The sequence below is a fragment of the Lacticaseibacillus nasuensis JCM 17158 genome (assembly GCF_001434705.1).
GTDB classification, from domain to species: domain Bacteria; phylum Bacillota; class Bacilli; order Lactobacillales; family Lactobacillaceae; genus Lacticaseibacillus; species Lacticaseibacillus nasuensis.
This window is the reverse complement of the sequence record NZ_AZDJ01000013.1, coordinates 14,115-35,978: the sequence shown is the minus strand read 5'-3', so window position 1 is coordinate 35,978 and position 21,864 is coordinate 14,115. Positions and strand designations below refer to the sequence as shown.

Here is a 21,864-nt window from a genome sequence, read left to right as displayed (position 1 = left end):
AGTATACCGAATCTTAGTCAGTTGGGCTTACGGCTTTAGCCCGAAATCTGGCCACGAAAAAAGCGGCGACTGCCGCTATCCTTCAACCTTGGTAATCTTGACGGTCATGTTGCCGCCTGGGGTGGCGATGCTCACCTTGTCGCCAACCTTGTGGCCGATGAGGCCCTTGGCGATTGGCGATTCGTTGCTGATTTTACCGCCAAAGGCATCAGCCTCGGCCGCGCCGACGATTTCGTAGGTTTCTTCCTCGTCGTCGCCGTCTTCAACGAAGCTCACCTTGCGGCCCAACGACACCTCGTCGGCGGCCACGGCGTTGGCGTCGATGATTTCGGCGAAGCGCAGCATGGTTTCGACCTGGGCGATGCGGGTCTCTAACGACGACTGCTCGTCCTTGGCGCTTTCGTATTCGGAGTTTTCGGACAAGTCGCCGAAGCCGCGGGCGACCTTGATCCGTTCGATGACCTCTGGCCGGCGCACGGTTTTCAAGTTCTCCAGCTCTTCTTCAAGCTTTTGCTTGCCCGCGGCGGTCATTGGGTATGTTTTATCTGCCATGATTTATCCCTCAATTCAATTGATAACGTTCAGAAGTAGAGGATAAGCAGTTTCGCCTGCTTTGTCAACTACAATCCCCCGCCCCCTTGGCCGCGCGCGGCTAAAATGGCGCGGATCTTGGTGACCAACAAGTCGATGGCCACCTGGTTTTGCCCGCCTTCTGGAATGATGATATCGGCGTAGCGTTTAGTCGGTTCGATAAACTGATGATAAGACGGCTTCACCGTCGCCAGGTACTGGTCGATGATGTCGGCGAGGTCCCGACCGCGCTCGGCCATGTCGCGGCGAATGCGGCGGATGATGCGAATGTCGTCGTCGGTATCGACATAGACCTTGATGTCCATCAAGTCGCGCAGCTTTGGATCGGCCAGAATCAAGATGCCTTCCACGATGATCACGGCGCGCGACTCGACGCGCTCGGTGAGCGCGGCGCGGTTGTGGTTGGCGTAGTCGTACACCGGCTTGTCGATGGCCTCGCCGCGAATGAGTGCCTGCAGCTGCGCCAGCAAGAGCGGCGTGTCGAAGGCCAAGGGGTGATCGTAATTGATCAGCCGGCGCTGGTCAAACGGCAGGTCGCTGTGCTTGTAGTAGCTGTCTTGGGCGAGTAACACGACGGAATGTCCGGAGAAATGGTCGAAGATGGCGCGGCTCACGCTGGTTTTGCCTGAAGCGGAGCCGCCGGTCACCCCGATGACGATCGGTTTTTGCATGGTTGCCCCCATGAAAAAGCGCGACGGCTGTCGCGCTTTGGTTGTGTGCTTATTTACTGCTGGCCGCCGCCGCGTTATCGGCGGCAAACTTGGCCGTGTTGGCGTCGTGTTGGGCGCGCGTCGTCGCGTACAAGATTTCCCCAGTTTTCATGTTGGCCACGAAATACAGGTACTTCTTGTTGCGATTGGTCGGGCTCAACACCGCCGTGATCGAATTCTCGCTCGGTGAGTCGAATGGCCCCGGGCCGTAGCCAGTGTGGACGTACAAGTTGTACGGCGAGTCCACCGCCGTGTCCTTGTTGGTCAAGTGCGCCTTGTGCGTATTCAGCGCGTACATGACGGACAAGTCGGATTGCAGCGGCATCTTAGCGGCGATGCGGTTCAAGAACACGCCGGCGATGGTGCGGCGATCCGCGGTGGTGGACCCTTCGCGTTCCACCAGCGAGGCCAAGGTCATCACCTGTTGGACGCTGTAGCCTTGCCGGGCGATGCTGGTGTAATAACTTTGCATCACGCTGTCGGCTTTGACCACCATTTCGGTGACCAGCTCCTGCGCGGTTTCCTTGGCCGTCACGCTGTAGGTCGCCGGGAACAGGTAGCCTTCCAGGCGATAGCGGACCCCCTTAGCCGCCGCGGCGCTACTCAACAGCTTCGGGTAGCGCTTGGCCAGTTGGTCGAAAAAGGCTTGGTCCTTCAGCACCGCCAAGAACTTCGCCTTGGTGAGGTTGGGATTCTTGGCCTTCAGCCCATCCACCGTGGTGGCGATGTCGCTGATTTGTGCGCCTTCCTTGACCAGCACGGTGCCCACCGCGTCGGCCTGGGCGCCGCCGTCCCGCAAGACGGAAATGATGTCGTCGAGGGTTTCGGCCTTGCTGAAGTGGTACGTGCCGGCCTTAAACGCCGCCACGTTATGGAACTTCACGTAATAGTTGAACACCGTGCCACTTTTGATGATGCCTTTTTTCTGCAACTCGGCGCCGATGGCCTTCGTCGAGCTGCCGATGCCGATTTTCACGGCAATGCGGTCCTTGGAATTCGGATCCACCGGCGCCAAAGCGGACTTGATGTAGCGATAGCCCAGAATGCCGATGATCACGAGCAGCACCACGACGATGCCGACGATCCAGCGCACGATGCGCGTGACCACCCGTTGTTCCTGACGCCTGGTCCGGCGCTTTCTTGTGTCTTGATTGTGCGACTGTCTGTCCACCCACTCGTCCTCCGTTCGTGCCAATACTAGAAACAGTATACAAAAAGCCGCCGCAAATTGCGACGGCTGAACTATTTCATTCGTGTTACGGGCTAGCGGATGCTGGCGCCGACGTGTTCCTGCAAGGCGGCGACGACCTTGTCAAAGGCCGTGGTCACCTGCTCGTCCGTCAGCGTGGCCGCTTCGTTTAGGTAGGTCAACGTGTAGGCCAGACTCTTTTGGCCAGGGGCGATATGCGCGCCTTCGTAGACGTCAAACAAGGTGATGGACTGCAGGTACTTGCCACCCGCGGCGCGAATCGTCGCCTCGATGGTGGCGTTATCCACCGTCTTGGCCACCTGAATGGCAATATCGCGCGTCACCGCCGGGAACTTCGGCGCGGGCTGCGCCAGCACTTCAGCGCGGTCGGTTTTCATCAACGCGGAGAGGTTCAGCTCGAAAACATACGTCGCCGGCAGTCCTTCGGCTTGTTCAAACGCCGGGTGCAAGCGGCCAATCAAGCCAATGGTTTCGCCCCCCAGCATCAGCTTGGCGCTTTGCCCCGGGTGTAGGTGCGCATCGGTGGTCAATGGCAGGTATTGCACCGGCGTTGCCAGGCGAAAATCGGCCAGCAAATGCGCCACAATCCCCTTCACCGCGTAAAAATCGACGGCTTGGGCGGCTTGGTGCCAGGTTTTGCTCAGCAAGTTGCCGGTCAACACGCCGGCGACGTACTCGTTTTCCTCCGGCCGGCTGTGGCCAGCCGAGCGCGGGAAGACCCGCCCTTGTTCGTACAAGGCGATGTCGGTTTGCTTGCGGGCGAGATTATACTGCACCGCGTCGATCAACCCGGCCAACAAGTTGCGGCGCAAGGCCGAATGGTCGGTGGTCATCGGAAAGGCAACGGCGGTTTGCTCGCTTGGCGTCAACTCAAACCAGCCGGCCTGCTCGTCGCTGACCAGACTGTAGGTGATGGCCTGAGTGAGGCCGAGGCCTTCCAGCAGGCGCCGCGTGCGGCGCAGGCGCGCTTGTTGCGGCGTGAAGGCGCCGATGGTCATCGTGGTGGTCGGCAAGGTATTCGGCAGATTGTCGTAGCCGTAAATCCGGGCGACTTCCTCGATCAAATCGGCCTCGATGTGAATGTCCCAGCGCCGCGTCGGCACGGCGACGGCAAACAGGCCGTCCGCCTCGGTGACGCCAAAGCCCAGCTGCTCAAAAATCCCCGTGACCGTGGCGGCATCCAGGCTGGTGCCCAACACGTGGTTGATGCGATCCAGCGAAATATCCACCACCGTCGGCTCCGGCTTGACTGCCGTGGCACTCAGCGTCCCGGTGGCGACGGTGCCGTCGCCGAGCTCGGCCATTAGCCGCGCGGCTTCGTCCAACGCCAAGTTGATGCTGCCAACGTCCACGCCTTTTTCAAAGCGGCTGGAGGCCTGCGAGCGCAGGTTGTACTTCAGCGCGGTTTTGCGGATGTTGGTCGGGGCAAACATCGCGCTTTCGATGACCACGGTGGTCGTCGTCGCGGTAATTTCGGAATTCAACCCACCCATGACGCCGGCCAAGGCCACCGGCTGCTGGCCGTTGGTGATGACGATATCATCGGGATCAAGCTCGTGGTCGTTGCCATCAAGCGTCGTCAAGGCTTCGCCGGCCTTGGCGCGGCGCACGAGAATCTCCTGGCTGCCGAGCTTGGCGTAGTCAAAGGCGTGCAGCGGCTGGCCGTAACCCAGCATGATCAAGTTGGTGACGTCGACAATATTATTGATTGGCCGCACCCCGGCGTTCCACAGCCGGCGCTGCAGCCACAGCGGGCTGTCCTTGATCGTGATGTTGTCGACGACGCGCATTTGGTACGCCGGCGCGTCGGTGGGATCGGCCACCGTGGCGGTGAGGTAATCGCTCACCGGCTTGCCGGTTTCGGTCACGGGCTGGTCGGTGAAGTGCGGCTTGTTGCCATAAGTGGCGCCGACTTCCCAGGCCACCCCGCGCATGCCCAGGGCATCCGCGCGGTTTGGCGTGATTTCAAAATCCAGCACCGCGTCGTCCATCCCCAATGCGGCTAAGGCGTCGCTACCGGGGGTCAACGGCTCATCAAAAACATAGATGCCGGCGTCAAAGGACTTCGGCGCAATGGCGTCGCTGAAGCCGAGTTCCTGCAGCGCGCAAATCATGCCATCGGACACGACGCCGCGCATCTTGCCGCGCTTAATTTTTTCGTTGCCGCCGATGCGGGCGCCTGGTAAGGCCACCACCACGGTTTGACCGGCTTCGATGTTTGGCGCACCGCAGACGATTTGGCGCAATTCGTCATCGCCGGTGTCCACCATGGCAATCTTCAGGTGATCGGAATCCGGGTGATCGCGCAGGGATGCGACCTTGCCGACGACGACTTTTTTCAAGCCCTCGCCCAGCCGGGTCACGCTATCGACTTCGATCCCGGTGCGCGACACCTTGTCCATCAACTCTTCCGGGCTGACCGACACATCAACTAATTCTTTTAACCATTCATACGAGACGTTCACGGGTTAACCCTCCTGTTGGAATTGGCGCAAGAAGCGGACATCGCCTTGGTAGAAGCTGCGAATGTCGTCGATGCCGTATTTCAGCATCGCAAACCGATCCGGGCCAAGGCCAAAGGCGAACCCGCCATACACATCGGCGTCCACCCCGGCGGCGGTCAAGACGTTCGGGTGCACCATGCCGGCCCCAAGGACTTCGATCCAGCCGGAGTACTTGCAAATGGCACAGCCGACGCCGCCGCACCGGAAGCACGACACGTCGACTTCAACACTCGGCTCGGTGAACGGGAAAAAGCTCGGGCGCAGGCGAATCTTGCGCTCGGCGCCAAAGACGTGCTGCGCCAGCGCCAACAACGTCCCCTTCAAGTCAGCCATGGTGATGTGGCGGTCGATGACGAGGCCTTCGATTTGGTGAAACTGGTGACTATGCGTGGCGTCGTCGGTATCGCGGCGGTAGACGCGGCCGGGGCTGATCATTTTCAGCGGGCCCTTGCTGAAGTCGTGCTTCTCTAACGTCCGCGCCTGCACCGGGCTGGTTTGCGAGCGCATCAACAGCTGCGAATCGATGTAAAACGTGTCTTGCATGTCGCGCGCCGGGTGGTCCTTTGGGATGTTCAACATCTCGAAGTTGTAGTGGTCCTCTTCGACTTCGGGGCCGTCGATGACTTGATAGCCTTGGCCGATGAAGAATTCTTCCACGTCGTCCATGATTTGCTGCAAGATGTGCGGCGTGCCGGCCACCACTTCATCGCCGGGTAAGGTGACGTCGATGGTTTCCTGCTCGAGGCGTTTTTGAATCATGGCCGCTTCCAAGGCGGCGCGGCGCTCTTGCAGGTTGGCTTGGAGTTCGGCCTTGATTTGGTTGGCAAACTCGCCCACCTTCGGCCGCTCTTCCGGGGCTAAGTCGCGCATGCCGCGCAACACCTCGGTAATCGGGCCTTTCTTGCCAAGCAGGCTGACGCGCACCTGGTTTAATTCGTCGAGATCAGAGATATGGTGAATCTTTTGCTGGTTCTCATCGCGCAGTGCCTCTAAGCGTGATTTCAGATCCATGGTGTTGGCTTCCTTTCAGTACTAAATTTTGGGCATAAAAAAAGCCCCGTTCCCGAGGGACGAAGCATCGCGGTACCACCCTTGTTCACCCAACTTGGGTGCACTCAACAGCATAACGGCAGGACCGGGTCGCCGAAACGACCAACTCGGAAAGTGAAAACACCCGCTTGAGCCATCGGCACCTTACAGTCTATGAGTGCCGTTCCCTATCTGGTTCGCCCGGTTGAGCTTTCGTCAACGTCTTTAGGTGATTCGAATATGTTCAGTGTAGCCAAGGCGCGAAAAAATTGCAAGGCAGGCACGAAAAAAGCGGCACGCGGCCGCTTCCCTTATTCGCACTCAGCGTCCGTGATCCATTGGTCGCCCCAAACGTGGGCCGCATCCAGAACCGGGCCCAGGGCTGCGCCCTTGGCCGTCAACGCGTATTGAATCAACGAAGAGTTCGGATGGGTCAGGCGGTCAATCAAGCCTTCGCCTTCCATCTCCTTTAAGCGCTCAACCAAAACGCGGTCGGAGCACTTCTCGATGGTGCCGGCAATGTCCTTGAAGCGAGACGGGCCGTTTTGAAACAGCGTCTCGAGAATCATGCCGTTCCACTTCTTGCCGAGAATCGAGAACGTCTGCGAAAACTTCGGGCAGAGTGAGTATTTGGCGGCAGTACACGGCGCCGCCGCAGTGGTCGTAGTTGTTGTCATTTCCTTCACCTCATCGAATGCTTACATTTATATAGCTAGTATACCCCTTTGGCGTCAGAATGCAACGATTACGCAAGATTCCGGGAAAACCGGCGAAATATTGCACGAAAAAACCAACCCAAACCTCGGGCTGGCCGCTTAATTGCGTACTTGTTCGACGTGATAGGCGAAGGGATGCCGGAGCTTCATCAGCCACGGCTTGACCACCTCGTCAACCGCCGCGTAATCATCCACCAACGACACCACGAAGCTTTCTTTGTACTTCGGCAGGCCCACGGTGGCGCCCCACATGTGCTTGATGATGATGTCTTTTTCCATCGGGGTCAAGTCGGTCAGCTTCTCCGCGTTGCGCAAGGCAATCCGCGGATGAATGTAGGCATGCGTGCCCAGACTGAACTTGGTCGTTCGCCAATCGTAATAGAACAAGTCATGCAATAGCCCCGCTCGCGCCAGTGCGCGAACATTCAGATGGTGTTTCTTACCAAACAGGTAACTGCGGTAAGAAACGCTAATCACATGTTCCAAGCGATTGGAGTAATGGTGTTGCGGATATTCCGCCAGGCGCTGGACCTCGGGTGTTGCCAAGAGGTCCTGCACTAACGCCACATACTCGTGATCGTTGGCCCATTGCAAATCGTTACTCATTCAATGTCCCCTTTTGTGTGGTGCGTTCAACACACCTTCATTATATCAGGTCCAGCCGCCGATAACAGCCCTAGGCGGTGAGGTGAAACAAGATGACCGCCGCGGCAATGGCGACGTTAAGCGATTCAGCGCGACCTTTGATGGGAATGTAAAGATTTTTGGTTGTTTCTGTGAGCAAGGCTTCCTGCATGCCGTTGCCTTCATTGCCGACCACCAAGGCGAATTGTTCCTGAGGCGCCAGCTCCCGGTAGTTTTGCGCGTTGACGTTGAGCTCCGTGCCGTACACGGCGATGCCGGCGGCTTGCAACTGCGCAATCAAGGGCGCCAAGTCCGCCATCACGATGCGGACATGGAACTGGCTGCCTTGCATGGCGCGCAGCACCTTGGGATTAAACGGATCCGCCGTGCCGGCGCCAAAAACGACGGTGCCGACGCCGGCCGCGTCGGCGGTGCGCACCAGCGTCCCGACGTTACCGGGGTCTTGAATGCCGTCCAGCAGCAGGAATTGGCCGGTTAGCGCCGGCAGGCTCGCCAATTCGCGCGGCATCACCGCAAAGATGCCTTGCGGGGTTTCGGTGTCGCTGAGGTGCTTGGCCACCTCGGGGCTGATTTCGATCAGCTGGTCATAAAACGGCCGCAACGCGCGCTCGTCGAGAAACTTCTCGGTGGCGTAAATCGTCTTGGGCGTCAAGCCGCTGGCCAAGGCCTCTTCCACCAGGTGCCAGCCGTCGAGCAAGTACGCGTCGCCTTGCTTTTGGCCTTTCTTGGTGGTGAGCTTCTTGGCCGCCTTGATGCGCTCGTTTTTCGGTGATGCAATATATTCTGTCATGTTTTTTCCTCCGAGCGTAGTGTACCACACCCAAGCGGCGAATCTGCTACACTAATCTAGATGAACTAAAGGAGGTCGCCTATGCCAAAAATTGCGCAACAAATTCGCGTCGCCGGCCGCGTTCAAGGCGTCGGGTTTCGCTGGACTACCCTGCAGCTGGCGCAACGCCACCACATTGTCGGCACGGTCGCCAACCAGGCGGACGGGAGCGTCGAAATTATCGCGGTGGGCGAAGCCGCCGACCTAGAAGCGTTTGCCGCCAGCATCAAGGCCGGCCCGTCGCCTTACGCCCGCGTCGCCACCTACGAGGCGCACACGCTGTACCCGGTGCCGCACTTCACCGATTTTCGCGTCACCGGGTGACATCAGCCTTAGGTAGCATTGAACTTCGCCGCCCCAACAAGTATGATATTGGCTAGTGACATAGAAGGGACAGACGACATGCATAAACTTAAACGGTGGCTCGTGCTCGGGGCCATTCCTCTCCTCACCGTCGTGTTGACGGCCTGCAAACGCACCACGACCACAACCTTGAAGCCGCCCACTGGCTTTTTCGGCATTTTCTACAAATGGGTGGGCTTACCGCTGCAGCACCTGATGGACTGGATCGCCCCGTGGTTCGGCAAGGCCAGCGGGTACGGCATCGCCATTATTCTCATCACCTTAGCCGTTCGCTTGATTCTGTTGCCCGCCATGCTGCGCCAGCAGAAGAACATGACCATCTCCCAAGAGAAGATGAAGGTGTTGAAGCCGCAGCTGGACATTATTCAAGCCCAGATGAAAAAAGCCTCCTCGCAAGAAGAGACATTGCGGCTCAACCAGCTCATGCAAGACGTCTACAAGAAAAACGGCACCAGCATGTTGCCGTCGATGGGCTGCTTGACCCTGTTGATTCAGCTGCCAATTTTCTCCGGCCTGTATCAAGCCGTCGCCTATTCGCCTGAGATTTCGACGTCGAAGTTCTTCGGCATCGCCTTGGGCCAAAACAGCATGGTCATCACCATCGTCGCCACCTTGATCTACCTGGTGCAAAGCTGGATCATGGTGCAAGGCGTCGACGCCAGTCAGCGCAAGGCCATGCAAACCACGGCGCTGATGAGCCCAATCATGACCTTCTTCTTCTGTATGTTTTATAACGCCGGGCTGGGCCTGTACTTCTTGGCCGGCGGGATCATGATCGTCATCCAGCAGGTCATCGTGACCTACGTCATGACGCCGCGCATCCGCAAGCAAATCGACGAAGAAATCAAGGGCAAGCCACCGGTAATCGTGGTCGACGAGCACACCTTTTACCAAGGCGTGATTGCCCAGGCCGCGCCTGCCGCCGGCCCCGCCACCGCCGCGCGCCCGACCACGCCGCATTCAGGCCACGGTCGCAACGCCGGCAAGCAACGCCATCATTAAACCAAAGACACCGACCCCGCGTCGGTGTTTTTTTTCACCAAAATAGCGCCGGCTTTCGCCGACGCCATCAGAATTGTTCAGTGCAGAAATTCTTCGCCGATTCCATAGTCGCGCGCATACTCGGCGGCCGGCACCAGCATGCCGCCGGTGGCCCACACGATATGGGTGGCGTGTCGCATGGGGTAACGCTGGGCCAACACCGCCTGCGCATCGTGTAGCGCCGCAAAGCCGGCGCTGGCACTCGGCTCGACCTTGATGTCCTCCCGGTCTTTGAGCAGCGCCGTGTACGCCATGATGCGCTCATCGTCAAAGGTGGTGATGGCATCCAGCAGCGTGCGCATTTCGTGGCCGGCGAGCCGGCTCGGCCGCCCGACGGCTAGCCCATCGGCTTCCGTCAGGCCATCGAGGCCGATATCATACACCGAGATTTTTTCGTTCAAGCCCGTGGCCATGCCCAACAGCACGGAAGGAATGTGCGTCGGCTCGGCGAAAATCGCGTGCGCGTTGCCGCCAAAAATCATCTTCAAGCCGAAGGTCACACCAGCAGGTGACCCACCCACCCCGGCCGGTAAGTAAACGAACAGCGGGTGCGTCGCATCGACGCGGATTGCTTGGTCCGCCAGCTGCTTTTGCAGCCGAATCGCCGCGACGGCATAGCCGAGGTAAAGGTCCTTGCTCCCTTCATCATCGATGAAGAAGACGCTCGGATCTTGGGCGGCTTGCTCGCGGCCGGTGGTGATCGCCGTCGTGAAGCTGCCGGCGTATTCCACCACGGTCACGCCTTTTTCGCGAAGCAGGTCTTTCTTCCATTGCTTGGCGTCGCGCGACATGTGCACCGTGGCGTGGAAGCCGAGCTTGGCGGCGACGATGCCGATGGACAGCCCCAAGTTACCGGTCGACCCCACCGCGATGCCGTAGTGGCTGAACAGGTCATGAAACGCCGGTGTATTTAGCTTGGCGTAATCGTCCATATAGACTAATTGGCCACTGGCTAACGCGATTTCCTCGGCGATTTTCAGCACCTCGTAGATGCCGCCGCGGCTTTTGATTGAGCCGCTGATTGGCAGTTCGTTGTCGGCTTTCAGGTACAGCCGGCCCGGCAGCTGGTAGTCATCGCGCCGATTCAAGGCGGTTTGCATTATTTTTATGGGAATCAGCGGCGATTCGAGGATGCCGTCGGTCTCGGCGGTTTCGGGAAAGGCGCTGACGAAATACGGGGCGAAACGGCGCAGGCGCGCGGCCGCATCGAATAAATCGGCGCGCGTCGTCGCCAACGTCGCCGGTTTGCCGTAATCCGGATTCGCCCAGACGGTTTCTTTTTCTGCGACCAAATCTTTCACGATTGGGTAAGTTTGCTGTAATGCTGTGATGTCCATCATTAACCTCCGAGGGTGCACAATTAGCTAGATTCTTGGTTCATTGTACGCGACCGACTCGCTGAGGAAAAGGCCCAATCGTGCAGGTGGCACGTCTGTCGCCAAAAAAAAACAGGCTTTCGCCTGTTTACCGTTGAATGATCGACTCCCCGACGCGCCGCATGATGCGCAGCAATTCCCGCGCGTCTGCTTCGCCGAGCACGTCGACCCACTCACCGAAGCGCTCGCTGATAGCCACGTTGAGCTTGGCCGTCACCTGCTCGCCGGTTGGCGTCAGGTGCAGAAATTGGCGCCGCCGGTCGTCGGTGTCGCGCTCTTGCACCAGGTAGTCGCGGTCCAATAACGTCTTGATTTGACGCGAAATTGCTGCGCGGGAGACGCGGCGCTGTTCGGCAATCGCCGACAGCGCCACCTTGTGGCCCGCCGCGACATCGCGCATGATCAAGAACTGCTCGAAGGACAGGTGGTATTGGTGCATCGGTTCGGACACCAAGTCCCCCACGTTTTTAAACGCGGTGAAGTAAACCTCGATGTATTCGTTGAGCAAATCGGCTGTCGCCATGGGCTGCGCCTCCGTTTTCTTGGTTGCTAAGGACAAGCTACTGCAAACTGGCTTCGGGGCCTTGCGCGTCGTTTAACGCGTCCAGCCGCGCCACTTCAGCTGGCGACAACACCGGCAAGTCGACGCGGAAAATCGAGCCGTGGCCCAAGGCGGAATCGACGCTGATGGTGCCGCGGTAGCCTTCGACCAACTGCTTGGCGATGGCCAGGCCCAGCCCGTTGCCGCCTTTTTCCCGCGAGCGGGCCTTGTCCACCCGGTAGAACCGGTTGAACACCCGGGCGCGGTCGGCGGCGGCGATGCCTTCGCCGAAGTCCTGCACGGCAATGGCCACGCCGTCGGAATCGGTGCTGACGCTGATGTGGATCTCTTGCCGCGTCGTCGAATACTTCACGGCGTTGTCCAGCAAGATGATCATCACCTGCTCGAGGTGGTTGCGGTACATTTGCACATAGGTCGGCGCGTGCAGGTCGTTGTCGAAGGTGAACTGGAACTCGGGATGAATCATCGTGAAGTCGTTGACCGCCTGGGTGACGGTTTCGTTGACGTCACAGGTCGCATTCGGGAAGTGCACGTCGACTTGATCCGCCCGGGTCAAGTCGAGCATTTCTTGAATCAGGCTCTTCATGCGGGTGACTTCCTGCAGGCTGGCGCTCAAGGATTCGGCCAGCACCTCGGGATCGTCTTTGCCCCAGCGGTTCAACAGCTGCAGGTGGCCCTCGAGAATCGCCACCGGCGTGCGCAGCTCATGCGACACGTCTTGGACGAAATCTCCTTGCTGGTCGATGAAGCGCTGAATGCGATCCAGCATGCCGTTGAACTCGTTGATCAAGTCTGCCAACTCGTCGTTGCGCTTGAGCTCCGGAATCCGGGCGCTGCTTTGCGGCTCGTTGTTGACGATGTCGATGGTGTGGGTGATGGCCTTGATTGGACTCAAGAAGCGCTCGGCCATGAACCACCCGAGCAGAATCGCGATCAACAGCGCCGCCACCGACAGCACGACGATCAACTCGCCGACTTGATCCAAGGTGCGGTGCAAACTGGTCATGCGGTCGGTGACCTGGACGTAGCCGATGAGCTTGCCGTTGACCAGCGAGCGCACCGGCGTCCGGCCGACAATGCCGGCGCGGCCGGCCAGCGTTTCTTCCTTGATGCTGGCCTCGCCGGTTTTATGCAGGGCCAACAAGTTGTTCCGCGAGGTGAACAGGACCTGGCCGCTGGGGTCGAACACAGTGACGCTGATGTCGGAGCGCGACAGTTTTTCAATCACCGAGTCGGAGAAAATGCTGCTGCGGCTGGGTGCCTGCGCCGGTGCGTTTTCGCTGGTGTCGCCGGTGGTGTCGGTGCCTTCGATGCGCGGCACCACGGTGGCAATGGTCAGTTGCTTGGCCACCGGCGACAGCCGCTGCTCCACGGCGCCAAGCGTGTCGCTGACGCTATTTTTCTCCGTTTGAATCAAGGTCGAGCGCGTGGTGGTGTACAAGATCCCCGCCAGCACGATGAACGTGGCAAAAATGCCCACGCCAACAACGGCTGTCCATTTGAAGCCTAAGGACAGCCGCCGCTTCTTGTGTTCAGTTTTTGCTTCCGGCCTGCGCATTACGACCGCATGACATAGCCAGTGCCGCGGACCGTTTGAATGTAGCTCGGCTCCCCTGGCTTGTCGATTTTGTTGCGGATGTAGCGGACGTAAACGTCGACGACATTGGTTTCGACGTCGCTGTTATAGCCCCACACCTTGGACAGCAAGACGTCGCGGGCCAAGACCACGTTGATGTTTTCCATCAGGGTCAACAACAACTCGTATTCGCGCTTGGTCAACTCGATGATGTCGTCGCCGCGGCGCACCACCCGGTTTTCCTTTTCGATGGTCAAATCGCGGTACGTGATGGTCGTTTGCTTGGCGGCGTTGTGCTCGCCTTCAATGCTGATGCGGCGCAACAAGGCGCGCAGGCGGGCCAGGAGCTCCTCAATGGCAAACGGCTTGACGATATAATCATCGGCGCCGTGGTCGAGGCCGCTGACGCGGTCGATGACGGAATCACGCGCGGTCATCATGATGATCGGCGTATTTTTCACCTGGCGCACGCGCCGGCATACTTCTAGGCCGTTGAGCTCGGGCAGCATCAAGTCGAGCAGGATGGCGTCCCAATCCTCGGCCAAGGCGGCCTCCAACCCGGTGCGGCCATTGAAATGCACGGCAGTCTCGTAACCTTCGTGCTTCAGCTCCAATTCGACGAAGCGCGCAAGGTTCTTCTCGTCTTCGATAATCAAAATCCGGCTCATGTGAATACTCCCTTAATTTTTTAATGGCGGCCCCACCGCCGCGGCTGTGTAACGCCAAGCGAACACACTTCCCAGTGATTGTACCATACCCAACAAAGTGTGACCAACTCTCATCAAGTCCTCACCCTCGGCGACCCGGGCACGAAAAAACGGGCGGCTGCCCGTTTTCGATGGTGCTTATTGCTCTTCGTACCAGCAATAGGACAATTTCAGCATCGGCGAGTCACTGAATGAGGTGGTCCCGCATTCGTACCGCAATTCAATGAAACTCACGCTTTCATCTTGAATTATCGAACACACGTTTGTATAATGATGGCCGAGGTGATTCAAATGAAGCTTCCCATTACAATCGGTGACATCGAGATCACTCGCAGGCAAGCTGGCCGCGGCATGGTTCGGTTAATCAAGCACGGCGAATCAATTGGCCGCATCGAATCCAATAAGGTGCTTGACGACCTACCACGAGTGCTTGGCCGCAAGCTAACTATCGAAGAACAGGTTGCCATCACACTAGCTGTGCCAGGTGCGGTGGTGGCAGCATAGGAAAAGCCAGACTGGTATTTACTAGCTTGGCTTTTCTCGTTGCAGATAGTTAATCATCCAATAATGGCTCTCTTAGAAGTGCCGTTGATTCGTGGCTCGCGAAGCCAAGCGCATTCGCAACAGAGTCATCACCACCAATGATGTTCCCTAAAGTCTCTTTAATATTATGGAAATTGTAGTTTGGGTTCACGAAATGCATGAGGTATTTCAAAATATAGACGGCAATTGCAATTCCGTTCGAATAACCTCCGGGTGCAGTCTGAATTGAGTCCTTGTAAACATCGGGAGGAGTTGGCTTTGTCTTGAGCTTGATATCAATCAAGTCACTGTTGTGAACACAGGCATTTCTAATGAAGTTCATACAGCCCATCCATGATACAAACTCCGTTGACGTACAGCCAAATTTTGCAGAAATGGCTCGGAGATTCCCCGGAGACATCAAATCTATTAGGTGCAAAGTATCCCCAAAAGTCAAAGCATCAACCATGGTCCAAACTGTTGGGAAACCATCACTGTTAATATTAGATGGTTTTTTAATATCCGGCAGGCTTGACCTCTTCACTTTACTAAGCAAGCCTTTCTTGAAGTAAAACTGCTCTTTCTCAATCTCAAACCTAGGCCTATTCCGATCTACCCAGTTCTTGAAATCAAGATAACCGAAGCCGCCGTACTTATACCCTAGCCGGTAGGCAACTACGCTGTTTAGCCGAACCTCAATGTCTTCGATTCCGTGCAACATAAATATGCGGAAATTTTTATCCTGGTAATACCTGACCAGCAGGCGGTTAAATTTGAGCCCATGGTAGCTAATCTCGCCTGAGGTATCGGTAGTACTGAATGGGTAAGCGAACTCCTTTAGCTTATAGTAACCAATTTCTTGAATTTTATTGGCATCTCGTTCGTGATCTCTAGTTGGAAAATAGATTCCCCTTCGCTCAAAGCGTGAACGCTGTTCTTCAGGGGTTAACTTTTCAGGTTTCATATTATTTTCTCCAAAAAAAACCCCCGTTCTTCAGGACGTACCTGCCGACTTAACGGGAACGAGGGGATTGGCTTCTGTACTATCTTTATACTATGCAACGTCATCGTTGTCAAAGAAAATGTTTCACGAGTGCTAACGTTGTTCCACAATATATAGATAATTGCCTGTCGGTTTTCCTAACTTGATAATGATTTCGAACCTCTCGTCACTATATCTTGTGTGACAAAAAATATTCCACGAAAAAAAGGCCCACCCGCTGAGCGGGTGGGCCTTGATGGTGCCTAATATTTGAGCTTTTCCCCTGGATAAATCGTATATGGACTCTTGATGCCATTCTTGCTGGCAATCGTTGCCCACGCCACTCCCAGCTTCGAGCCGATACCAGATAAGGTGTCACCAGACTTGACGGTGTAGGTGCGTGCCGCTGGTGCTACCTTAGTCGTGCCATTGATGATGGCTTGCACTTCATCGTACCAAGTGCCCAAGATTGCTTTTCGAGTCGATCCCGTCCCGAATACGCCCTTCTTGGTCTCAGTAGCCAAAATCTTCATGGCCTCTGCCTTCTTGCTGTCGTGCATCAGATAATTTGCAGCAGCCTGTACACCCGCATAATACTTACCAAGCGTCTTGACCCGCGTCTTACCGTTGCCAGTCTTCCCGGCGACGGTATCAGTAGCCATGCGCCATACCGTCTTCCTCTTGGTCGAGTAACTCGCCTTCTTGACCGCAGTCTTGACAGCGGTCGTCACCTTGGCCGCCGCCTTGGTGGTTGCCTTGGCTTTGGCGATAGCGTTCCAGTCTTTCGAGTCGATGTGGGCGACATTGCGGTCAAGGCCGCCGCCAGAGCTGAACTGCCAGATAGTGACGGCTTTCCAGGCGCCAGTACCGTAGTTGAAGCTAGGCACCGTCCAGCTGGCCGCATTAGTCGGGTAGCCAGCAATCCAAAGACCGCAGTATGGCGCGCAGGAAGCGACCTGGGCGATTGCTGAGGCCTGCACGTAGATTACTGGCCAGACGCCCGTCTTGCTGTGGATACGCTTGACGAACCTCAGCGCCCAGGTCTTGCTCCCCCAGGCCGCATTCTCGCCCGCCTCCCAGTCCAGGGCCAGGATCCCCTTGCCGACGTAGTTCTTGATTTGCGCGATGAAGTAGTCGGCTTCCTTCGCCGGGTCGCCGCCGCTGGCGTAGTGGTAGAGCCCCCGCAGATGGCCTGCCTTCCCCGCCGAGTCCCACTGCGCGTTGCACAGTGGATTGACATAACTGCGGCCCTGCGTGGCCTTAATGATGGTGAAGTCGATGCCGGACATTCCGGCTTGAGCCGCCGTTTGGTAGCTGGCGACGTCGATGCCTTTCATAGTCATTCTACGTCCTCCTTTGGCTTATCGTAGGTCAGTGCCTGCTCGCTATCAGACAGCCCGGCGGTGGTTGGGTCGGTAACGACCCCCAGGATTGTCAACAGCGCGAACACCGCGTTGATGAGTCCGGTGAGCTTGTCGCCCAGTCCGGCGAAGTCCCAGGTGTAGCCGAAGACGGACCCAAAGGCTTGGCCGACCAGTAGCAGTGCAGGCACAGCTGCCAGCCAAAACTTCGCTGACTTTAACCGCACCGTCCAATTAATTTTAGTCATTGTTTGTTCCTCCGTTCGTTGTACAGCGTCTTAATCTGCTCATGGTGCCGGTCAAGTCGACGGTCGTGCTCATCAACACGCGCGTCAAGCTTCGCATAATCTGTCCGAAGCTCCGCGATGTTAGCATTAAGCGCGACAATCGACTTAGACAGCTCTTTGATGTCTGTCCGGAGCGGCCCGAAGACCGCGTACTTGAAAAGTAAACTGACTAGCGTACAGATGAAGGTTACAATCCCAATAACCGAAACCCACTCCCCCCAGGTCAGTCCACCAATTCCGTGTGGTGGCAATTTACTTCATCTCTTTCTATAAGCTATATGTGACGTCGAAGTTGACCCAGCCATTAGAACCGGTGGGCATTTGATCTAAGTTATAACCGGCCTGCAATCCACCGGCTAACCCGCTGCCCGATGAAGCTCCGCGGATGTCGATACCCCCGAGGGTAACAGAGGAAGACGTCCGAACTGTAGCTGGGCTCCAGTAATCATTGAGTGGAACTGCCCAATCAGGTAAGTTTCCTACATAATTTCCCTTCGCGCCGTCCCCGCCGGTAATGTTGAGTACGATGTGTGCGGTACGTAAATTCACTTGCTCGACGAACGGTCTGGCAAGCCTTGCATTTGCGCTCGCGGTCCACCCACCGGTAAGAGTGATTGCCCCCCACCTCAGGTCGCCGGACTTTGAGTTGGTAGTGACGTAATCGACTCCCATTGCCTGCCAGCTGGCTCGGTTGGTGTCATCGGTCGGCGTCCATAGGCCGAACTTCAATCCTTTGCTATGCGCATAGGCGACTTGCTCGGCTGTGATGTTGGCATAGCCGCCCGCATCGATGCCGCTATTCGGTCCCAGTGTCGCTGCCTTGTCGGCATCGGTGTCGCTGTATGTGTTGGTCAGGAAGCTCGTGTTAAGCCACGGGAGCCGCTTCTTCATCGCCTGGAGCGCCTCGAAGTAGAAGCTAATGAGCACCATGGACTTGGCCATGCCGTACTGGTTGATAGCCGCAGCCAGGCTGTCGTAGTTGGCGTCTGTGTATGTCGCCTGCTTGATTTCTAGGAAGGGAGTTTTGTTGTTGGCCTTGCAAATGCCCAGGTAGTCTTCGACTGTTGGCACCTTAAGGTCGTCCGCACTGAGGTAGCTGACGTTCGTCCCGGTATCTATTTTCAACGCCTGGATTTGCGCGAAAGTCATGTCGGCGATATTCCCATTCCCATTGGTCGTCCGGTCAACCGTAGCGTCGTGCATAATGACCCAGTAACCGTCCTTGGTGACCGAAATATCTGTCTCGATCCCCCAGTGGCGGGTGACCGTTCGGAATGCCGCTTTAGAGTTCTCTGGCCATTCGGCGTTGTTTCCGCGATGAGCAACAAAATGCATCCCGTCACCGAGGACAAAATCATTAGCATCTTCCGTGTATTCTTTTGCCTTAGCCAAATTGCTGTCCGAATATGACTTTGCACCCGCCAAAGTGGCAGCATCTTTACTATCAGTCTGTGCTTGATTGTAGAAATCGCCTTGGTTAAATGCATTAATAATCGTCTGAACGTCAGTGCTCATTGCGTCGATTTTCTGCTGTAACGATTGCAACGTCCCATCAATGATCGTGATGTAGTCATCAGCTTGTGCCTGAGTTGCGTCTACTGCTTTCTTGATGATGAAGGCCACATCAAATGTCGATTCGGTACCCGATGCGTCTGAAAAGCTAAAGTATGCAGTCACGATCTTCCCAGGAACAGCAGCAAGCGCATTTGGTACTTGATAAGTGAATTCACCACCAGAGGCATTAACGATATTAAATCCGGTACTGTCAATAATTACCGCTTGACCATCAGCTGTGTTGGCCTTGAACATTGGTGTAAGCCCACTGAGTGACACTGGAGAGCCATTGTCCATCAGCGTGGCATCAATCACCACGGCGCCAGTTTTATCTCCCTGCCGCAAAAACACGGGCTCTGGCGCAATAGAATTTTTTGAATCAAGAGTAACTTTGTACGTTCTGATTGCCATTGGGTATCAGTCCCTCCATTTTTTCCAAATCTTTGTAAGTGTCCTTTGTATCAACGAGGCGCTGCTTTTCAAAACCGCGCCGGTGGACCTTGATCTCCCAGCCAAAGGAGGCGCCCGGTTGGTCAGAGCGAACAGTGAAGCTCAAATCTTCGCGCTTGGACACCCAAAAACGTGTGTCAGCATACGGTGTGATGAATACCTGATAACCCATTTCAGTGTTACTAAGGTCATACATCAGCGGGTCGATGGCCACCTGTACGGCGCTATCATCGCCCGTTTTGGCCTCTCCAAGGTCGCCCACGTAGTTTTCTGCCGTTTCGTAAGCAGGCGTGGCACGGGCGCCGTCTCGCGTCATCTGTACCGCGTTCTTCGAGCCATTGTATACGTTAAAGTTTCCGGAAACGTTCACATGGTCACCATAAACGGATAGCTGGTTACCACCGCCGTCGTTTCCGCTGATGTTGACTGACGATGGGTGTGTGATCCACATGCCACCACTCTGCTTACTTGCAATCGAACTCATCAGACTGCCAAATAGCTTGTACTTCGAATCGTCATACGTAGAATCGGCCGGTATTTGAAAAACCGGAACGCTTAACCCATCTGCACGCGCTTGATTGAGACTGATGATATAGCCCGGCCGGTTTGTGATGGTGATGCTGTTAGGCTTGCCGGTGTCCCTGTCAAACGTAGTCCCAAGCGATCCCATCATTGATGGCCCGTTAAAGAAGTTCATGCTGCCGCCGCTGAGCTGCATGATGAAATCCTTTTCAGTGGTCTGGAACGTGACACCTTGAATCAAGTTGCCGTACAACCGGTCAGCCACGACCCCATCTGCCGTAATGGCGGTCTTGAAGGTCTTGCCGCCGTCAGTCGACACCCCAACACCAGAGGAGTTGAGCATCACCATTTTGTTATGGTCGTCCTTTTGCACGGCGATGATGCCCTGATCGGTGAACTGGAGCTCAGTCCGGGCACTCAGCAGGTCGTTCGTGGCCAGTTGAACCTGTGTCGTCAGCCATTCATTCGGAATTGGCGCTTTGCCCGCAATGATGTTGTCCATCGCTGCTTGGCTAGTCTTTTGCTGTGAAGCAAAGGACAGGTTGCCGCACTCCACGCTGCAGTCCACCCGATTGCCATTGATGTCATAGTCGCTGGTAACCTTAACGATGCGCACATCATCATCGAAGTTGATACTTTCATCTATGACCGTGATGGAGTCACCGGCATTGGCCATCGCGTACGGATAACCGGCGCTCTGGAGGTCGACTAGGCTCAAGGTCAGCGAGTACGCATAGCTTTCGTCAACGGCCTTCTTAACCGCCGCCAGTAGATTGTCCGCGATGGTGTAGCGCTCATCGACTACTGGACTAAGATCAATCGCACCAAATTTTGGCGCGTATAGATCATAGAGCGGTGATTTGTACTCAACCTCCAGCCGGCCTTTGCTGTGGTCGTTTTCGTCTGTGTAGGCACCAAAGCCCCGGCCATACGTGGCGAACCCGGCGTTGTCGGCTTCCAGCTCGGCGGTGTCTAGGTTGAAATGCTTGCGCACCACAGTAGACAAGTCGGAGCCGATGCGATCCACGATGTGAACCACCTTGCCGTCAACATAGAACTCAACCCCAGCTTGGTCGATGATGTCATTGAAAAGGGTCAGCCGGTCTTTGAGGCCCCAGCTTTCCTTTTCAAACGCGGCCACGTTGGCAGTCGAGTCATAGGTGTAACCGGAGTCAGTGAAGATGGCATCTAGGTATGAACTGAACGGGTGTGACCCGTCCCATTCCTCGTAGAAGCCTTTCTTCTTCATGTCCCAGAAGAACCGCTGCACCGCCGCGATGCTGACCGTGTTGTCCTTGTCGTTCCGCTGATCGGTCGTGACCACGTACTCTTCGTCCTGAAACTCAAGCGACCAGCCACGCGAGATGTTCTGCTTCACCTCATCGCCGAAGTAGATGATCGCGGTCAGTGACTTCTCACCGTTGACGCCATCGACCCGCTGCACGGTTGCCTGAGCCTGGTGGCCAACGTTCTGCACATCCTGAAATGTAATCAAATATTAGCCTCCTTTACGCAAAAAGGTCTTGGTGATGCAGCACACGGATCGTACCCGCCACGCTCGCCGAGACCTTGTTCTCATCGCTAGGAATGAGAGTGAAATACGCCTTATTCGTGGCGTTTACAACGTTTAGACTGTTCTGCGTATAACTGAACCCAGTGAAGCGGAAAACGTCACCAGCGGCCACCTTGCCCGTAAATTCAAGCGTTGTTGCTCCGATTGTGAGGCTTAACTTGTCAGCAGCGGCTGAAGCCGTAAATACAACCACAAACTGCTGCTCAAGCTGACTGCATGGCACCGTACCGGCATAGGGCACACGGCCTTTCACTGTGATGTCCTCCGGTATGCTCTCCCCGTATGGTAGAGCCAGCGTCTTGAGTTCGGCAGTCAGCTTGTACACTTGCTTTTCACCGTTCGACCCGAAAAACTCCAAGTCGAGAGAGTTGCAGTAGACCAAGAACCGCTTATGGTCTGGCACGTCTTCATCGCGATCATACGCGCCGCCAACGTGCTCACCGGGACGTTCAAACCCCGGCTGGCTCATTGGCATGCGCCGTGTGATATAGAAGCCCTCAGGCGTCGCAAATAGCGCCTTGATCCGCTCGGTGTCGTAGTCTGCGGCCAGCATGTTCTCAGCGTGTATGTAGCCCGAGACGTCGACCGTCTTGCTCTTGTGCCACCCGCCGAAGTCAATTGACCCATTGCGGGCGTCTAGCTGCGTGCTGTTCCGCGCGCCTTCAATGGGCTCGTCCTCGAATTGGGTAACCTGCACATCGTACTGGCTCAGCAGGTAGCGCGAGCCGTCTAACTTTTCAATCAGCGCGTCCAT

20 protein-coding genes and 1 pseudogene are annotated in these 21,864 nt (G+C 56.4%); 3 read left to right on the top strand and 18 right to left on the bottom strand.

Annotated features, from left to right (window positions below; translation table 11 throughout):
* Window positions 1-75: 75 nt before the first annotated feature.
* The 8 genes from greA to FD02_RS03210 all read right to left on the bottom strand — a co-directional run bounded on the left by greA (window position 76) and on the right by FD02_RS03210 (window position 8,195).
* On the bottom strand, window positions 76-552 hold the full coding sequence (gene greA, locus FD02_RS03245) for a transcription elongation factor GreA (RefSeq protein ID WP_054723392.1): 477 nt from the start codon (window positions 550-552) through the stop codon (window positions 76-78).
* A 68-nt stretch (window positions 553-620) separates the two neighbouring features.
* Window positions 621-1,262 carry a uridine kinase gene (udk, locus tag FD02_RS03240; protein WP_235806662.1) on the bottom strand — a complete coding sequence of 214 codons (642 nt, stop codon included), beginning with the start codon at window positions 1,260-1,262 and terminating at the stop codon, window positions 621-623.
* Window positions 1,263-1,311: 49 nt separating this feature from the next.
* Window positions 1,312-2,472: an endolytic transglycosylase MltG gene (mltG, locus tag FD02_RS03235; RefSeq protein WP_056950392.1), complete on the bottom strand. Its 1,161-nt coding sequence runs from the start codon at window positions 2,470-2,472 to the stop codon at window positions 1,312-1,314.
* A gap of 92 nt (window positions 2,473-2,564) precedes the next feature.
* The gene (pheT, locus tag FD02_RS03230; RefSeq protein ID WP_056950389.1) at window positions 2,565-4,976 is read right to left on the bottom strand and encodes a phenylalanine--tRNA ligase subunit beta; all 2,412 of its coding nucleotides are present in this window, start codon (window positions 4,974-4,976) and stop codon (window positions 2,565-2,567) included.
* A 3-nt stretch (window positions 4,977-4,979) separates the two neighbouring features.
* Window positions 4,980-6,026, bottom strand: a complete 1,047-nt coding sequence (gene pheS, locus FD02_RS03225) for a phenylalanine--tRNA ligase subunit alpha (protein ID WP_054723391.1) — start codon at window positions 6,024-6,026, stop codon at window positions 4,980-4,982.
* A 329-nt stretch (window positions 6,027-6,355) separates the two neighbouring features.
* Window positions 6,356-6,721: a winged helix-turn-helix transcriptional regulator gene (locus FD02_RS03220; RefSeq protein ID WP_054723390.1), complete on the bottom strand. Its 366-nt coding sequence runs from the start codon at window positions 6,719-6,721 to the stop codon at window positions 6,356-6,358.
* Between the two features lie 138 nt (window positions 6,722-6,859).
* Window positions 6,860-7,366 carry an HD domain-containing protein gene (locus tag FD02_RS03215; protein WP_054723389.1) on the bottom strand — a complete coding sequence of 169 codons (507 nt, stop codon included), beginning with the start codon at window positions 7,364-7,366 and terminating at the stop codon, window positions 6,860-6,862.
* A 70-nt stretch (window positions 7,367-7,436) separates the two neighbouring features.
* Window positions 7,437-8,195, bottom strand: coding sequence for a TrmH family RNA methyltransferase (locus FD02_RS03210; protein WP_054723388.1), 759 nt, complete (start codon window positions 8,193-8,195; stop codon window positions 7,437-7,439).
* Window positions 8,196-8,276: 81 nt separating this feature from the next.
* Between FD02_RS03210 and FD02_RS03205 the strand changes: the two genes are divergently transcribed.
* Both FD02_RS03205 and yidC read left to right on the top strand, forming a co-directional pair.
* Window positions 8,277-8,558 carry an acylphosphatase gene (locus FD02_RS03205; RefSeq protein ID WP_054723387.1) on the top strand — a complete coding sequence of 94 codons (282 nt, stop codon included), beginning with the start codon at window positions 8,277-8,279 and terminating at the stop codon, window positions 8,556-8,558.
* A 78-nt stretch (window positions 8,559-8,636) separates the two neighbouring features.
* Entirely contained in the window at window positions 8,637-9,599 is a 963-nt protein-coding gene (gene yidC / locus FD02_RS03200; RefSeq protein WP_056950386.1) for a membrane protein insertase YidC, read from the top strand.
* A gap of 77 nt (window positions 9,600-9,676) precedes the next feature.
* On the opposite strand, the gene FD02_RS03195 is transcribed toward yidC, so the two are convergent.
* The 4 genes from FD02_RS03195 to FD02_RS03180 all read right to left on the bottom strand — a co-directional run bounded on the left by FD02_RS03195 (window position 9,677) and on the right by FD02_RS03180 (window position 13,820).
* On the bottom strand, window positions 9,677-10,975 hold the full coding sequence (locus tag FD02_RS03195) for a D-serine ammonia-lyase (protein ID WP_056950383.1): 1,299 nt from the start codon (window positions 10,973-10,975) through the stop codon (window positions 9,677-9,679).
* 127 nt (window positions 10,976-11,102) lie between these two features.
* Window positions 11,103-11,537, bottom strand: coding sequence for a MarR family winged helix-turn-helix transcriptional regulator (locus FD02_RS03190; RefSeq protein WP_056950380.1), 435 nt, complete (start codon window positions 11,535-11,537; stop codon window positions 11,103-11,105).
* A gap of 37 nt (window positions 11,538-11,574) precedes the next feature.
* Complete coding sequence (locus FD02_RS03185) at window positions 11,575-13,134, bottom strand: HAMP domain-containing sensor histidine kinase (protein ID WP_056950377.1); 1,560 nt, start codon at window positions 13,132-13,134, stop codon at window positions 11,575-11,577.
* Window positions 13,134-13,820, bottom strand: coding sequence for a response regulator transcription factor (locus tag FD02_RS03180; RefSeq protein WP_056950373.1), 687 nt, complete (start codon window positions 13,818-13,820; stop codon window positions 13,134-13,136). The genes FD02_RS03185 and FD02_RS03180 overlap by 1 nt, the downstream gene beginning before the upstream one ends.
* Window positions 13,821-14,102: 282 nt before the next feature.
* On the opposite strand from FD02_RS03180, the gene FD02_RS03175 reads away from it, so the two are divergent.
* Entirely contained in the window at window positions 14,103-14,363 is a 261-nt protein-coding gene (locus tag FD02_RS03175; RefSeq protein ID WP_156408222.1) for a hypothetical protein, read from the top strand.
* A gap of 49 nt (window positions 14,364-14,412) precedes the next feature.
* On the opposite strand, the gene FD02_RS03170 is transcribed toward FD02_RS03175, so the two are convergent.
* The 6 genes and pseudogenes from FD02_RS03170 to FD02_RS03140 all read right to left on the bottom strand — a co-directional run bounded on the left by FD02_RS03170 (window position 14,413) and on the right by FD02_RS03140 (window position 21,864).
* Complete coding sequence (locus tag FD02_RS03170; protein ID WP_056950367.1) at window positions 14,413-15,345, bottom strand: Abi family protein; 933 nt, start codon at window positions 15,343-15,345, stop codon at window positions 14,413-14,415.
* A gap of 281 nt (window positions 15,346-15,626) precedes the next feature.
* Window positions 15,627-16,706: a GH25 family lysozyme gene (locus FD02_RS03165; protein WP_054722817.1), complete on the bottom strand. Its 1,080-nt coding sequence runs from the start codon at window positions 16,704-16,706 to the stop codon at window positions 15,627-15,629.
* Window positions 16,707-16,729: 23 nt separating this feature from the next.
* A pseudogene (locus tag FD02_RS03160) lies at window positions 16,730-16,972 on the bottom strand (phage holin); the annotation flags it as partial.
* A 306-nt stretch (window positions 16,973-17,278) separates the two neighbouring features.
* Complete coding sequence (locus FD02_RS03150; protein ID WP_056950365.1) at window positions 17,279-18,976, bottom strand: glycerophosphodiester phosphodiesterase family protein; 1,698 nt, start codon at window positions 18,974-18,976, stop codon at window positions 17,279-17,281.
* On the bottom strand, window positions 18,945-21,032 hold the full coding sequence (locus FD02_RS03145; RefSeq protein WP_056950362.1) for a phage tail protein: 2,088 nt from the start codon (window positions 21,030-21,032) through the stop codon (window positions 18,945-18,947). Before FD02_RS03145 ends, FD02_RS03150 begins: the two co-directional genes overlap by 32 nt.
* 13 nt (window positions 21,033-21,045) lie before the next feature.
* On the bottom strand, window positions 21,046-21,864 hold the full coding sequence (locus FD02_RS03140; protein WP_054722806.1) for a phage tail family protein: 819 nt from the start codon (window positions 21,862-21,864) through the stop codon (window positions 21,046-21,048).